The sequence below is a fragment of the Mycoplasma sp. 2575 genome, assembly GCF_053851635.1.
Window position 1 is genome coordinate 35061 of the sequence record NZ_JBSQBB010000003.1, and the last position, 16837, is coordinate 51897.

The 16837-nt window shown below is 27.8% G+C and carries 10 protein-coding genes and 1 pseudogene; 6 read left to right on the forward strand and 5 right to left on the reverse strand.

The genetic code is table 4. The annotated features are described in order from the left end of the window. Positions 1 to 224 precede the first annotated feature (224 nt). From ACWXVU_RS00830 to ACWXVU_RS00850, 5 genes and pseudogenes are all read left to right on the forward strand, one after another. On the forward strand, positions 225 to 2906 hold the full coding sequence (locus ACWXVU_RS00830; RefSeq protein WP_456011957.1) for a type I restriction-modification system subunit M: 2682 nt from the start codon (positions 225 to 227) through the stop codon (positions 2904 to 2906). After that, entirely contained in the window at positions 2893 to 4002 is a 1110-nt protein-coding gene (locus ACWXVU_RS00835; protein WP_456011958.1) for a restriction endonuclease subunit S, read from the forward strand. Before ACWXVU_RS00830 ends, ACWXVU_RS00835 begins: the two co-directional genes overlap by 14 nt. Before the next feature lie 7 nt (positions 4003 to 4009). Then, entirely contained in the window at positions 4010 to 4822 is an 813-nt protein-coding gene (locus ACWXVU_RS00840; RefSeq protein ID WP_456011959.1) for a type I restriction endonuclease, read from the forward strand. Between the two features lie 12 nt (positions 4823 to 4834). After that, positions 4835 to 5398, forward strand: a pseudogene (locus ACWXVU_RS00845) (DEAD/DEAH box helicase family protein); the annotation flags it as partial. Between the two features lie 312 nt (positions 5399 to 5710). Then, the gene (locus ACWXVU_RS00850) at positions 5711 to 7108 is read left to right on the forward strand and encodes a type I restriction enzyme subunit R domain-containing protein (RefSeq protein ID WP_456011974.1); all 1398 of its coding nucleotides are present in this window, start codon (positions 5711 to 5713) and stop codon (positions 7106 to 7108) included. 42 nt (positions 7109 to 7150) lie between these two features. Here the strand turns inward: ACWXVU_RS00850 and ACWXVU_RS00855 are convergent, their stop codons facing one another. From ACWXVU_RS00855 to rpsB, 4 genes are all read right to left on the reverse strand, one after another. Then, the gene (locus ACWXVU_RS00855) at positions 7151 to 8074 is read right to left on the reverse strand and encodes a site-specific integrase (protein ID WP_456011960.1); all 924 of its coding nucleotides are present in this window, start codon (positions 8072 to 8074) and stop codon (positions 7151 to 7153) included. Further along, a complete protein-coding gene (locus ACWXVU_RS00860; RefSeq protein ID WP_456011961.1) occupies positions 8043 to 9104 on the reverse strand; it encodes a restriction endonuclease subunit S in 1062 nt (353 codons plus the stop codon). Before ACWXVU_RS00860 ends, ACWXVU_RS00855 begins: the two co-directional genes overlap by 32 nt. 187 nt (positions 9105 to 9291) lie before the next feature. Continuing rightward, positions 9292 to 10170 (reverse strand): translation elongation factor Ts, encoded by an 879-nt coding sequence (gene tsf, locus ACWXVU_RS00865; RefSeq protein ID WP_444705000.1) that lies wholly within the window; start codon positions 10168 to 10170, stop codon positions 9292 to 9294. Positions 10171 to 10199: 29 nt separating this feature from the next. Further along, the gene (rpsB, locus tag ACWXVU_RS00870) at positions 10200 to 11087 is read right to left on the reverse strand and encodes a 30S ribosomal protein S2 (protein ID WP_438340630.1); all 888 of its coding nucleotides are present in this window, start codon (positions 11085 to 11087) and stop codon (positions 10200 to 10202) included. Positions 11088 to 11535: 448 nt separating this feature from the next. Here rpsB and ACWXVU_RS00875 point away from each other — a divergent pair, with 448 nt between their 5' ends. Then, positions 11536 to 15453, forward strand: coding sequence for an MAG2960 family serine endopeptidase lipoprotein (locus ACWXVU_RS00875; RefSeq protein WP_456011962.1), 3918 nt, complete (start codon positions 11536 to 11538; stop codon positions 15451 to 15453). A gap of 70 nt (positions 15454 to 15523) precedes the next feature. On the opposite strand, the gene arcA is transcribed toward ACWXVU_RS00875, so the two are convergent. Further along, positions 15524 to 16756, reverse strand: coding sequence for an arginine deiminase (gene arcA, locus ACWXVU_RS00880; protein ID WP_438340628.1), 1233 nt, complete (start codon positions 16754 to 16756; stop codon positions 15524 to 15526). Positions 16757 to 16837: the final 81 nt, after the last annotated feature.

Sequence of the window (16837 nt, forward strand, 5' to 3'; positions counted from 1 at the left end):
TCATTTATTTTTGAATCACAAAAACAATATTTAAATATTCCTAAAATTTAGGCTAAATTATATTAAGCTAACTTAGACATGCAACAAAAAAGTTCTTTAACTTCTGTATTTAATTAATTAGTTAATTAGTATTAATCTTTTTTCAACCTTAGAGGAAGGCAAATTAACAAATAAGGCTATAATTTAATGTATAAATTTTATTCTTATTTTTTAAGGGGCTGTATATGTCAAAAAATATTGAAAATAATCAAGACTTTATTAAAATGAGCAAGCAAAAGCTTGCTAATAAAATTTGGTCTGCTGCTAATGAACTAAGATCTCAATTAGATGTAACAGAATATGACAAAATTATTTTAGGTCTAATATTTTATAAATTCCTATCTTCAAAACAAACTGAAACACTAATAGATAAAAACGGTGATTATCAACTAGCTCAAAAAAGCGAAGAGAAAGACAACGATAATGAATCATGTTTATATATTGAGGACCTTACCAAAGGCAATAATCCTGACGAAATAGTTGCCAGTTTAAAAAACAATTTAGGATACTATATACCATATGAATACTTATTTTCTTCATGGAATAAAAAGGAATTTCGCAACAAATTTGATAGAAACTATATTATTGAGTCCATCAATCATTTTAATAGTGAAATCGAAGTTATTAATGAACCTAATTCATTATACAAAAACATCTTTGATGAGTTTTATCTTTCAATTCAAAAGGTGAAAAATGAAGATAGTATCAAAAAGATAATTAGAATTATTGATGAAATTCCAATCAAAAAACAAGACTACGATGTTTTAGGTTTTATTTATCAATATTTAATTGGCGAATTTGCATCAACTGCTGGTAAAAAAGCTGGTGAGTTTTATACTCCACTTGAAGCCGGAATTTTAATGTCCGATATTATTTCATTTCATCTAAGCAAGTTTACATATAATAAAAATGATCTCATTAGAATTTATGACCCTACCGCCGGATCTGGTTCCTTATTAATTAGAGTTGCTGAAAAATTCCAAAAACATATGAATGAATTGCATCATGATATTAGAATTAAATATATTGCCCAAGAAATTCTACCAACTTCATTCAAAACATTAAGTATGAACTTAATTATGCATAATATTCCACCACAATTAATAAATATTAGAGAAGCTGACACGTTGGAAGATGACTGGCCAACAGAAAGTAATGGTGACAAAAAAGTCAAAGCTATTGTAGCTAACCCACCTTATTCACACCTTTGAAAACCCGAAAATAAGGTGAATGATCCAAGATTTCAATCTTATGGTATAGCGCCAAAATCAAAAGCAGATTATGCTTTCTTATTGCATAGTTTATATCACTTAGACAAAGACGGAATAATGGCAATCGTTTTACCTCATGGCGTTTTATTTAGAGGGGGGTCCGAATATGAAATCAGAAAATCTTTAATCAAGAAACAAAAAATTGATACTATTATTGGTCTTCCTAATAACATGTTTATGGGTACAGGTATTGCAACCATAATTATGATTCTTAAAGAAAATAAAGCAACCGACGATTTTATGTTTGTTGACGGATCTAAACTTTTTTCAAAAGATGGAAATAAAAATAAACTAGATAGATCACATATTATTAAAATATCCGATGTTGTTAATAACCGAATTGAAAAAGAAGGATTTTCAAGAATTGTCTCACTAAAAGAAATTGAAGATAATGATTATAATTTAAACATTTCAAGATATATTGATAATTATGATAAGGAAGAAATTCACGATTTATATTCAACTATGTATGGCGGTGTATCTGACCAAGAAATTTCAACTTTAGATTCGTTTTGAAATAAATTTATCGGTTTAAAGGAGAAGCTTATTTCAAAAAGATCCGATGGGTATAATCTCTTAAATTTAAGAAATGAAGAATTAATAAATACAATAAAAAACGATAATTATGTAAAAGAATTTATTAACGAAAATAAGAATATCGCAATTTCAATTATTGAATTTATTAAAAATAATGTTCCATCATATCAAAGTATCAATGGTATTAATGTCTATAACTTTGAAAGCATTTTTGAAAAATTTATATTAAACATTAAGGATAATGCTTTTATTGAAAAATACGATATATATCAAATAGCAATAGAAAAATTTGAAATCATTAAGGAGGATATTGAAATAATTCAAAATTATCAAAATGATAATATTCCAATCTCTGAAATTATTTTTCAAGAAAAAAATGTCGAAAATAATAAAAACGGTAGTTTAGTTAATTGGGATGCTCGTTTAGTAAATAAAGAATCAATCATTAACAAGTTCTTTGCTGCTGGCTTAAATAAAAATGAAAAACTTAAATATGACATTGAATTAATAGAAAGTGAAATCAAGGAAACCTTTGATTCAATCGATGAAGAAGACAAAGATTTATTAGTATTTAAAGAAAATGGTTTTGATAATAAAGAATTATCAAAACAAGTTGCTATCTTAAAGAAAGACGAAAATGCCTTAGATAATATCGAATTATCCAAAAAGCTTCTTCATGTTCATAATTTAAATAATGAACTTAAGAATTTAAAAGACGAGCTAAAATCAAATGAATTCGAACTATTACATGATTCTCTTGAAAAATATAATTCATTAGATGAAGATACATTTTATGATCTCTTGTTTTACAAATGAACTAATAATATTTGCAAAAATATTGTTGAACTCGTTGATAAAATAATTGACTCATTTATCAATAAAATTGAAATATTATTCAATAAATACCAAAACACATTAAATGAAATAAACGATGAAATTAGTAAAAAAGAATCAGAATTAATCGAACTCCTTGCAGATTTAAAAGCAGATGATTATGATCAAAAGGCTATTAATGAATTAATCGCAATTCTAGGCGGTAATAAAAATGAGCAAAAATAATATGGTTCCATCAATAAGATTTAAGGAATTTACTAACGCTTGAGAACAGGAAAGGTTGGGGAAAATTTCTAATTTTTCAACTGGTAAAGGTATTACTATTTCTCAATCACTAAGCAAAGGTTTTCCAATTGTCTCAGGTGGAATCGATGTTATGGGTTATTATTCTAAATATAATAGAATGGAGAATACTATTACAATAGCAAGAGCTGGCAAATGTGGATATGTATCTTTCATTTCTGAAAAATTTTATCTTAATGATAAGTGTTTTTCATTAGATCTCAAAGAAAATATTAACTCTTATTTTCTATTTAATTTGTTGAAGAAGAATGAAAAAAGAATTATGGAATTAGGCTCAAATTCGTCTATACCAACAATTACTTCAACATCTTTAAAAGCCGTTGATATTTTTCGAACAAGTTACGATGAACAAAAAGCAATCGCTATATTATTTGTTTCTATAAACTCCCTCATCACCCTTCATCAGCGTAAGTTAAATGCCTTAGAAAAGATCAAAAAAACCTTATTAGAAAAGATGTTTGCGGATGAAAAATCTGCTTTTCCATCAATAAGATTTAAGGAATTCACTAACGCTTGAGAACAGGAAAGGTTGGGGAATTTATGTGAAATTAGTACAGGAAAGTTAAATGCTAATGCTATGGTTGAGTGCGGTAAATATGATTTTTATACTTCAGGAATTGAGAAATTTAAAATAAATTCATATGCATTTAAAGGACCCGCAATAACAGTTGCAGGTAATGGTGCATCTATGGGTTATTTACATTTAGCCGATAATTTTTTTAACGCATATCAAAGGACTTATGTATTAACTAAAATAGGAATTAATAGAGTATTTTTGTATTATTTATTATTTACTTTATTACCTAAAAAAATTAATGATGAAGCTCGCAGGGGAAGTATTCCATATATCGTATATGATATGCTTAGTGATTTAAAAATTGTTCATCCTAACTTTAAAGAAGAAAATAAATTAGGTCACCTTTTTGACAATATAAACTCCCTCATCACCCTTCATCAGCGTAAGTTAAATGCCTTAGAAAATATCAAAAAAACCTTATTAGAAAAGATGTTTGTATAGGAGCAATATGTCAAAACTTAATTTTAATAATGAAAATTTCAAAAATGAAGCCGAATTCGAAGAAAATGTTGTAAAGCTTTTATTAGATAATGGTTGAAAAAATCAAGGTTTTGGTCAATTAAATATTGATAATGAATTAAATAATGTTAGCGAACATGATTTAAAGTTAAATTGATTGCGTATCTTAAACCATAACAATGTGGATAAACTTGACGGTAAACCAATCACTGAAAAAGAATTAGATCTATTAATAAATGAAATACAATCTCAACAAAATATTGCTCAAGTTAATAGAAACATTATAAAACCAAATCAAGGATTGCAATTAAAAAGAGAACAAAAAATAATCCCTTTAACCTTAATTCATAAGGAACAACTAAATAATGATGGTGGTAAAAATTATTTTCAAATCGCAAGACAAGTTAGAATCAATAACAGCAATAACGACCAAAAAAGAAGCGATATTTTCTTATTAATAAATGGAATACCACTTATTCATATTGAATTAAAAAATAAAGATAAAAGTATTATTAATGCAAAAAATCAATTAATAAATTATAATGAAGCAACAAAAAGCATTTATAATGGTATCTTTAAATTCATACATATAGTAGTTGCAATGAATCCATTAAAAATGGAATATTCACCAAGAAATAGGGAATTAAAATTTATTAATTGGTATGATGAAACTAATAAAAATGAAATTAATAATTGAGTTGATGTTGTTAAGAACTTTTTATCTATTCCAATGTCATTAGAATTAATTTGTGACTACACTATTCCGGACGGCGATGAGCTAAAAATTTTAAGAAGTTACTAATACTATGCTGTTAAGAAAATTCTTGATAAAATTAGAAAAACGGATCTTTTTTTAGCAGAAAATGATGAACCTATTAAAGGGGGATTCATTTGACATGCTACAGGTTCAGGAAAAACCTTCACTAGCTTTAAGACTAGTTCATTAATAATTGAGCATAATCTTGCTGATTTAGTAATATTTGTAGCTGATAGAATTGAATTAGTGGATCAAACCTATAATGAGTTTGTAAAACATGATAAAAAGGTTACTGATGTTTCTAGTACAAGAGATTTGCAAAATAAGACAAGAAAAAACGAAGATCAACCAATCATTGTAACTTCAATTCAGAAATTAGATCGTATAAATGAAGATCATAAAAATATTCTTGATAAAAAAAGAATTGTCTTAATCTTTGATGAAGCCCACCGTAGTACATTTGGCTCAATGATGAGCAAAATTAAAAATACCTTTAAGAAAAAAACCATAATTTTCGGTTTTACTGGAACCCCTATTTTTGATGAAACACCTAATACATATGATATTTTTGGCGAAAAATTACATAGCTATACTCTAGGGGATGCTATAGTACAAGAAAAGGTTCTAAAATTTAGTTGTAAATATAATATATTTGAAGATTTATATAAGTGAGCATTTAATTGCAATATTGAACATAATAAAAAATTTTGTACTGAAAAATTAAATTCCATTAAAAATGAAACATTAAAACAAGAGCTTCTTTCTTTAAAAAATGATGCTCCATATGAAGTTACTAAAAAATTAGAAGAATTTAATGAAAAATCAGATAATTTGGATAAACTAATTGAATTAGAAGATGAGATTAACTATATTTATGAAAGCGATTTATATAAAAATCTTGTAGTTGAAAGCATTTTAGACGATTGATATAATTTGGCGAAATCTAATGGTTTTAAATATAATTTTTCTTCAATTTTGGCCACTTCAAGTATTGAAGATGCAATAAAATATTTCCATATATTTAATAAACATATAAATAATCTTGATATAAAAGATGAAAAACGTAATTTTAAATTCACCGCTTTATTTACAAGATCATTAGATAGTGATGAGTCTCCACAAAAACTTGAAAAGCTTGAAGAAGCATTTAAAGAAATATATAAAAAATACGAACAAGACTTCGATTTTAAAATTATTAACCAAAATGATGAACACGAACTATTCAAAAAAGACATTTCACAAAGACTAAAAAGAATCAATATGGATGAAGATGATGATTCAAAAACTATAAACTTGTTAATTGTAGTAAATCAGATGTTAACCGGCTTTGATTCAAAATATATTCAAACAGTATATTTTGATAAACAACAAGAATCACAAAATTTAGTCCAAAGTGTTTCGCGAACTAATAGAAAATACAATATTCATAAAGAATTTGGTAGAGCACATTTTTACAAATTTCCATATCACATGAAGAAAAATGTTGAGGATGCATTTAGAAAATATGCTTATGAGGATTTAACAATAATCACAGTTTCCGATACATCATCTATAGTAAAATATGCAAATGAAGAATATAAAGAAGTTGAAAAATTATTCAAAGAATTAGGTATTAACTGATTCGAAAATATTGAATCATTTGACACTGATGATATAAACAAAGTTAAAAATCTTAAAAAGGCTTATAATCATTTGTGCAAAATTAAACGCTTAATAAATTCATTAAACTTATTGAGTTTTAAATGAGAAGAAAATGAAAAATTGATGTCCTTTGATAAAGAAATATCCGAAAGAATTGATGTGAAAATATATGAAATTGATGTTATTTTAACCAATCTTAATTCATTAGCAACTTTTAATGATTCGGATGATGAGCTTAGATTTTATAATACTGAAATTCTAAAAGATATTCAAAACAATAAAAAGCAAGAACTTTATGATAAAAATTTTTTCACAAATCTTGAATTAGAATTAAGAACTTGCAAATCGATACCTCATGTTTTAAGCAAGTATTATATTAAAAATCCCGAATGAATTAAGGAATGATGTAATCTTCCCGATAATAATAAACCTAGTTTAAATGACTTTTGAAAACAAAAAAAACAAGAAGAACTACAAAAAAATCTTGATGAATTAGCGATATATGGACTCGAAAAAGAAAAAATTGAAGAATTCGTAAATAATTGCTATATAGATATTAAAGAAGACATTAATAAAAACAATAATTTTGAAGCTTATATTTGACCGCTTGTTAAATCCGCGGACGGCCCTAAATATAAGCTAAGACCCCTAATTATTGATCTTATAAAGCAATACAAGGAAAAAAAATAGAACCTATTTGGTTCTATTTTTTAGTGTGGGCATTGATATATTTTAGTTTAAACTCGATATTGAACGCATAACAACATCGATATCTTTATTCTCTAACTCGTTAATAATATGCAAATATATTCTCTCAGTTGTGTTCATACTAGAATGACCAAGCCTTTTAGCAACAGAAGCAATCGATACCCCGGCGTACAACAATAATGATGCATGAGTATGTCTTAAACCGTGAATAGTTATGATAGGAACATTTGCTGTTTTGCATCTTCTGCTAAGTGTATCATTAATAGTAGAATTATAAATTTTTTTCTTAAGGATAAATATAGGTTTATCACCTGGCAAGTCTTTAACAAGACTCGAGAACTGTGAAATAGTCATTCAATCTAATGGAATTTTTCTAACCGAAGTTTTATTTTTGGTAGGTAAAAAACCACCATTTTCTTTATAATTTCATGTCTTAGTTATATTCAATGTTTGTTTTGAAAAATCAAAGTCTTCCGGCGTGATTGCTATAGCTTCCGAAAACCGCAAGCCAGTTTTCGCTATTAAAAGCAACAATCAATCACAATTAATTTTTTCGTTTAATTTCAAGGTTTTTAGGAGCAATTGAAGCTCAAATTGACTTAAAAACTTCTGCGCTTTCTTTTTAGGTGGTTTACCCTTTATAACAACCTTTCTAGTAGGATCATTATCTATTAAACCTTCATCAAATGCATCTAATAATGCGCTTTTTAAATGGTGGTGAAAATCCATTGTTGTTTGTTTTTCATGATAAGTAGCATAATCATTCAATATTTTTTGGTATTCCATTCTATCTATATCGCACAATCTTAACTCAGGCACCAATTTAATTATTCAATCTAATGATAACTCGTATTTTTTAAAACTAACGTTTCTTATAGAACCTTTTTTATATACAAAAATTCAATTTTGAAAATATTTATAAAATAAAATTTCTGATTTTTTTCTCATCTCTCCCCCAATTATGCCCACGCTGATGAAGGGCGATGAGGGTGTTTATGTTGTTAAAAATTGATGAAATTCTTTTTTGCTCTCTTAAATTATTGCTATATTTAAATAAAATTTCTTTCATTACATTATTCATTAATTTAGGATTTCCCACCTTCGTAACATGCTTTTTAGAAACCTTGTTTATTGATAATGCATTACACAAGTTTATAAAACCGTTATCATTTAATAAAACACCGCAGACATTAGTACAATAGAACTTTTCATCTCTATATTTTACATCTCCGGCATATATTCCATCTGTTGTTCAAGTTATGGCTTTATCAAATAAATATGAATTATAATACCCCATTAAACCATTATTTCCAGTTTGTGATGAGAAAACTGGGTATTTAAAATAAGCATTTTTTTCTAATGATAATTTTTCTTTTCCAAGTACATAACCTCTAGTTATTGTAAATATATTTCCTATTTTTTCCTGTTCTCAAGCGTTAGTAAATTCCTTAAATCTTATTGATGGAAATGCAGATTTTTCATCCGCAAACATCTTTTCTAATAAGGTTTTTTTGATATTTTCTAAGGCATTTAACTTACGCTGATGAAGGGTGATGAGGGTGTTAAAAAAATCAAAAATAGTTGATATTTTAATTTGTTCTTTTAATAAGATAGGAATATTAATCGCCATTCCTGTTATTGTTTCTAGTCTAATAGAATCGACAGTGGCTTTAGAACTATCCGTAATAGCCCTTTTATAAAAATTCTGTGAAAAGTAATAATAAAAAAACTTACCATATATATTTGAATTAAAATTACTTATCTTATAACACCTTTGGTGTAGATCAAACTTACCATTTACATAATGAAATACTTTTCCTATATTTCCCTCTCCAATTGTTATTATCGCTTCTTCATCATATAAATATTTATTACTTCTACGTATTTCTTCTGATCTTATATAAAAAGGATATGCCCCATTTTTTACCGAGTCATTAGAATTACTTTTTCCATTTGTAATTTTCGCTATTTCTCCCAACCTTTCCTGTTCTCAAGCGTAATGCTAAAGATAAAAAATAAGGTGTTAAAGTTCTCCAAAATGCGTTTATCTAAAAATAATAAACCTAAGTTTATAAAAGAACTCAAAGAATTAATCGTAGATTTCCTTTCTAGTTTTAAATTAGCATAAAAAAACTACCACATAATTTGGTAGTTAATCTTAATTATTATTTAGCCATTTGTTCGGCAACTTCTGCGGCAAAGTCAACTGTTTTCTTTTCTATTCCTTCCCCAACCTCATATCTTTTAGCACTAACTAAAGTCAAGTGAGAATCATTTAGATACTGTCCAACAGTTTTAGTATCTTCCATTACGAAGGGTTGATATAATAAAACACCTTTTTCGTTTAATTGTTTTCTTAGTAAACCTTCCTTAATAGATTGTTGAATCTTTTCAGGCTTATTTGCTAGAGCAGGTGATGCATCCAACATATCATGAATACCTTTTAACTCAACTGGACACAAACATTGTTCTGTTAAATAAGATGGGTTAAGGGCAGCGATATGCATCGATACATTTCTTAATGCTTCAGCATTCATACCCTTACCCATAATAATCGTTGCCACTCTATTATTAGCATGAGTATAGCCGGCCACAATTTCGCCTTCCTTAGCAACATATTTTAGCGCTCTTCTTAATGTTATTTTTTCACCAATTTTTGCTGTTAATAAACTAGTTTGATCCTCGATTGAAACACCATCAATTTTAATTGCCTGTAATTCTTCATCACTGGTAAAATCATTTACCAACAATGATTCACCGATTTTATTTGCTAATTCAATAAATAATTCATTTTTAGAAACAAAATCTGTTTCAGAATTAAGTTCAAATATAACTGCAACGTTATCTTTAACAACAGCTCTAACGATACCTTCGGCTGCGATTCTTCCAGCTTTTTTAGCAGCCTTTAAAATTCCTCTTTCTTGTAATCAGTCGATTGATTTTTCAACATCATTGTCATTAGCCTCAAGCGCTTTTTTAACATCTAAAAATCCTAAATTCGTTCTTTCTCTTAATTCTTTAATTTTATTTAAATCGATTGACATATATACCCTTTCTTATACTTTGAGATAATTTATTTTTCCTCAGGTGTTTTCGAAGATTCTACTGGTTTATTAAATCTTCTTTCTCTCATTTCTCTCATTTCGCTTGTTCTAGGATCTTCTGGTAAAACAATTTCCTCATTAGTTTTATAAGCAAATAATTGAGAACCACCTCTAGCAGAAGCAATAGCATCAGCTAAAATTGTAATAATTAAAGTTAATGATTTTGCCGAGTCATCGTTTGCTGGAATAACAAAATCTACTAAATCTGGATTTGAATTTGTATCATGAATTGCAAAAACTTTTAAACCTTTTCTCTTTGCTTCTCTAATAGCAATTTCATCTTCAACAGGTGAAGCAACAATCATAACTTGTGGCATCTGCGCCTTGTTAGCTAGTTTTCTAATACCACCAAGGTTCTTTTGTAACTTAGCAATCTTCTTATCGTTTAGAAGACCTTCTTTTTTAGTATATCCTTGATATCCATTTTTTTGCAAAGCTTCTAATCTATCAAGTTCCTTAACGCTCTTAAAAATTGTTTGCGAATTTGTTAAAGTTCCGCCCAATCAACGTTCAGTAACATAAACTGAATTAGTTCTTGCTGCTGCTGCTTCAATAGCAGATTTAGCTTGTTTTTTAGTACCAACTCAAATAAATGAGATTGGTTTTTGAGCCATTTTATTTAATAGTTTGTATGCATATTCTAAAGTTTTTTGAGTTTTAGCAATATCGATAATATGTATACCTGATCTTTTTCCATAAATGTATTGTTTCATCTTTGGATTTCAACGGCTTACTCTATGACCAAAATATGTTCCTGCTTCTAATAATTTTTCTCTTGAAACAATAACGGGTTCGCTAGATACTGCAGTTTTTTGTTCAACTGGCTTTTGTTCAACTTGTTTTTGTTCTGTTGTCATTTTTTTAATCTCCTTTTTAAGATATAAATAAAAATAAGTTTGTTTTTTTCTCCCTATTGTTTCTAACAATCAACACCAAAAAAGGCACATGCGATTGAATTCACAATAGTGTTTGATAAATTAATTTTGTTTTTTCATAATCTATCGATACTTTTATAAAAAGTACTTTCAAATTTTAACACAATTTTAGTAAAAAAATAATAAGTTAGAAGACTGAAATTTATATGGTGGATTAATTATATGAATGATTCAGTACATACAAAAGGATTGACAAATATAAAAAAATAGAAATTTAAATTTGAATTTGATCAACAATAAGGCGTTTTGTTATGATAATTCAAAATTTTTTTGTATAAAAATACATTTCTTTTTTAGCTTAATAGAAGTAAAAATTAGGTATAATAAAAACACTTTTACGTAAGATAAAAATTTAATATTGAGGTTTTTTATGCAAAAAAGCAAAAAGAAGAAGATTTTAATAGCAAGTATTTCCACTGTTTCAATGATAGGTATTATAGGGACTGCTGTGGGAATAGGATATGCTACTTTTTTAAAAAACAACAAACAGCAGCAAGAAACACAAGAATTAATCACGGCTGCTAAAAATTTAGTTGCAAACATAGTGAATGAGGATAGCAAAAGAGATTTTTTAAAACAAATTAATGATCCTAAATTTAGACAATATTCGCCTAAAAATTATGCTACTCTACAAATTATTTTAAAAAACATAAAAAAGCAGATAGAAGAGGATAGAGCATTTGTTTTATCAAAAATTAATCAATTAAAAAACAACGAAATAAAAAACAATCTTCTCAATCGTTTTCAAAATAACAATAATGCCGCAAACCTAAAAAATATTTTAGAAGAAACTAACAGACAATTAATATTGCAAGAAAAAACAAAAAGTTTGGAATTAGCTAAAATAGAACTAAATGCCTTGATAAAAGATTTAAGTAAGGATAAAAAAGAAAAATTTATCATCCAAATAAGTGAAGCTAAAACACTAGAAGAAATAAATCTAATTAAAAAAAATATTATTGATTTCCTATCAAAAATAAGTACTGAAGATCAACTATTAAAAAATAAAATAAATGCCCTAATCGAAAAAATTAATGCATCTGATATTTCAAACAATGATAAAGAAGAACTAGCAAATAAAGCTAAATTAGCTACGAACAAAAATATCGAAGAAGTTTCAAAATTGCTAGATTTAGAAATAAACAAAGCAATTTTAAAACAAGAAGTGTTAATTTTGCTTAATAAACTTTCTAAAACAAAGCAAAAATACAAAGAATTAAAACAAAAATTTAATAATAAAGACGCAAACGTCGACGATTTTAATGATATTAAAAATCAAGTTAATAGTTACTTAAATAAGCTAAAATCTGATGTGGAAATATTGCTTGATTCCTTTCAAGATGATAATTTAAAAAAGGAATTAAAAACCGAATTAAGTAGTGCTGATAATGAAGAAAAAATATTAGATATTAAAGCAAAAATTCTTGCTCATCAAATGAAACCGGATGTGCAAAAATTATTAGAATTAATTTCAAGACTTTCTAGTAAAAATCCATTAAAAAAAGAGTTGTCAGACCAACTAAACCAACAAAATATTAATGCAAAAGAAATTGACAACATCATTAAAAAGTTAGATAATGAAATTCAAAAAATTTTAGACAAAACTGCTAAAAACATAGAAAAGCTTGATGGATCACCTAAATATAATGAATACCAAAATGAAATTAAAAAAGGTAATATAACTGAAGATGAGCTAGAACAAATTAGTAATGATGCCAATAGCATCTTTGATGAATATAACCAAAAAGCAATTGCGTATGTAAATGCTCTTAACATTGAAATAACAATCAAAAACAAATTATCAACCTTAATTAAAACTTCTAAAAATATAAAAAATAGTGATTTTTATAAATCAAAAGCAAAACTATATAATGATATATCTTCAATTCATGACATTGATAAACAAGAAAAACTAAAAAATGAACTAGAAAAAATTTCTTTCACAAATAATGATTATCGTGATCTTTTTGGCGAGTTATCACAAAAAATTGATAATGAAATAAACAAGCAAAATAATAATTCAAATGAAGCACCACAAATACCATCTCCAAACGTGCCGGATATAACTCCATCACCAGGCATAGATGTACCTGCTCCTAACTATGAAAAAATAAATGATAGTCAAGCATTACTTGCCGAAGCTCAAAAACAAATATCAACAGTAAATGAATTCTTTGAAAAAACAGATAATGATCCTGAATTGGTCAATGAACGCCATAAGCTTGCAATAGCATATACAAACTTAATAAAATATCGCGACCGCCAAAGAGATTACAATAATAACATCGATGAATTAAATGATGCCCTAAAAGAATTTAAAACACAGTTATATAATCTAAGCCAAAAATTTAAGAAAGTTATTAGAAACCATAAGCTTCAAAAACTTAATACCGATATAAACTCAACAACTAATAATTCTAAAACCGATTCACCAAAGCACAGTCTAGGATTTGATTTAATATTCAATAAATCTACACAAAAATTCAATGATGCCAATGCTATTGTCACCCAAACACCTTATTATAAAAAGAAACTTCAAGAATTTAAAAACTATCTAAAAACAGCGAATAACAATACTGGTTTAGATTTATCAAATAATCGCTTAGATCCTGGTTTTTTAAACTATCTTAAGGAAGTTGGCATATATGGAGAATATGGTGATAATGATGAACAAAAATGACGTCAATTCTTTAATGGATACAATAAAGAACATATGATGAAAGCTTTGTTCCTTGACACTTTTGATACCATACCCAACAATTCTATCGAAATTAAACAAGATGAGAATATTGCTAATAAAATTAAGGGAATTATAAGAAACAACCCTTTTGGCTATCTTCCATCTAATCTAAGTCAGTTTCTTTATTATATCGACTTAGATACAATCAAAAAAATGATAGACTTTAATCAAGAAATTGAAGAAATAAAAGCTAAACATAATGATTTAACTGGCGAAATAACATTATTATTTAAAACTAAATCTGCACAATTTAGACATCTAACACTTAACACAAGCAATTCATTACTAAGAAAAAATGATGATTTTTATCAATACATCTATGATAGGTCATTCTCACTAAATTATAAAGGTATTTATACAGTACGGCCACCCTTTGGTGGAAGTCCTTCGCAACGCTATACAAGTACTTCTGGGACAGCATGAATTGTAGACAGAATTGATAATAAAATAACAACCAATAAAAATGGTGGCGAAGAATATGAATTTTTAGTTGCAACCAATGCCCACGTCGCATCATTAACTCATATCTTTGACAAAAGTATTGTGTACAACAAAAATACAGATAAAAAAAATATTAATAACTTTGTTGGAAGACTAGACCCTAATTTTAATTTCAATAAGCATAACTATGAAACCACAAACAATGGTGAAATTATTAATGATTATCAAAAATACTTTAAAAAACCGCTAAACACACATCAGGGTACTGATACAAAAAGTCAGTATTTAGATTGGATATACTACACTCCAAGATTTAGCTCGAAAGGATTAAGAGCAAATCGGGCTGTCACAAATTTCTTTGATGAACTCACAGATGTCAATAACCGCCTTGGGACAGTTAAAAATGGCGGAGCTGATTTTGCAATCCTTAAACTAAGATTCACTAAAAATAATATAAGAGATCTATTTCCTACCCTATATGAAATTTTAGACACACCAGCCGAAAAGGATTGATATATTGGTTTTGGTAATGAAACAAATAAGCAAAAGAATCACGAGAGCCCTATCCAAACTCATTTTGTGCTCGGTTTTCCAGATGTCAATGGAACAATTAAATTAAATGCTGCCAGATCACAAGGTGGCTATATTGAAACAAAAAACCGTGTTGTTGATAATGATAAAAATAACAAAGATAACTTTAATAGCTTATGGGTAAGATATAACAAAAAAGAAAACAAAGATTGAAATAGTATAGACAATAAATGAATGGACTATGAAAAACCATTTGGAAAAGCATCTGAACACGGAATGCCTAAAAATATTCTCCAACAGATGACAACACTATATCTTAACAATGAAAAGAACGAATCACTTGATAGCGGTTCAAGCGGTTCGATGGTAATAGATTCAAGATTTAATTTAATTGGAATTAATTTTATTCATATTGTCGAAAGTGACAATTCTGAAAACAGGGGTAACCAAATTATCTTGTTTAGAGGCGAAAGTGAATATGATCCAAAAGAATTTTCAGGTGATATAAAGCATGATTTCATAACAAAACTTGAAGTAGATAAGCTTAAAACTATTAAGCTAAACCCTAAAATTTAAATCAAAAAAATATCCCCAGCTTATTGCTGAGGATTTTTAATATATAAAATTCAATAATTTTAGATAGTTACTATCACATAACATCTTTACGTGATAAAGGCATTGACATGCAACGTGCATTACCCATACCTAATGATAATTGGTTACCATGGAATGGAAGAACCTTGATTCCAGCAGCTTCTAAGGCAGCGTTTGTCTTTTCGTTACGTGAATAACCAATAACAACACCTGGTCTAATTGCTAGATAGTTTGTACCATCAAAGTGAGTTTCTCTTTCGATTTCCATTTGTGAAGCACCTTCACCAGCAATTGGAATTAAGATAGGTTTTTTGTTAATAATTGATTCTAATAATTGTTCTAGTGGTAAACCATTTTCCATTGGTTGTGGTTCTTCTCCACCATTTACTAAATCATAGTCTCAGAATTTAAATACATCATTAGCAATAGGCGAGTATAGGAATTTATCCTTGTCCAACATTGTTAGTCATGTGTCTAAGTGCATCAAGTTTGTTCATTTAGGAACATTGATTGCAACAATACGTTTGAATTCACATTCTTTATTAGCAACAATATTCTTAGCTAACAAGGTTATTGTTTGTAAATCAGTTCTTTCTGAAACACCAACTACTAAGGTTTCGTTGTTGTAGATAAATACGTCTCCACCTTCGATTGATAATTTTAGAGATGGGTCGTAGTATCATGGTGTGTTTACAAGTTTAGGGTGATTTGAAAATACAAACCTTGAGAATAATGTTTCACGTTGTCTAACTTTGTAACGCATGTAGTGAATTGTTACACCATTACCAACTGATGCAAATGGGTCACGGGTAAAGTATAGGTTTGGCATTGGGTCAACGATTAATTCGTGATCTGCTTCAATACCTAAATCATACTTGGTGATTCCAGCCATCATAATTTCAACTAATTCTCTTGATGACATTTTTGATTTTAAGAAGTTTCTTACAACCATTTTGTGTTCTTCTGAAAGAACAGGTTCTGAGTCTTCTAAAAATTCTTCAATTAATTTGTCTTTAGCTTCTTGTGATGCTAAATCATATGTTTCTGCAACTAAATCAGTTAGTTCAACAACATTGATGTCGTTGGCTTTTAATTCTGATACAAATTGTTTGTGTTCTTTTCTTGCATCATGACTTTCTAAGATAGCTGAGAATAATAATTCATCTAGTCTAGCTGGTGTAATGTAGTCAATTTCACGCCCTGGTTCGTGAACTAAAACCGATTCTAATTCTCCGATTTCTGAATAAACGTGAATTCCTTTAAATTTACTGTCAAATACAGACATTTGTTTCCCTTTCAAATAAGTGATGTTATTTAGCGTATAAAAAAGTGCAAATAAATGCTCTATTTATACAATATTAATTAT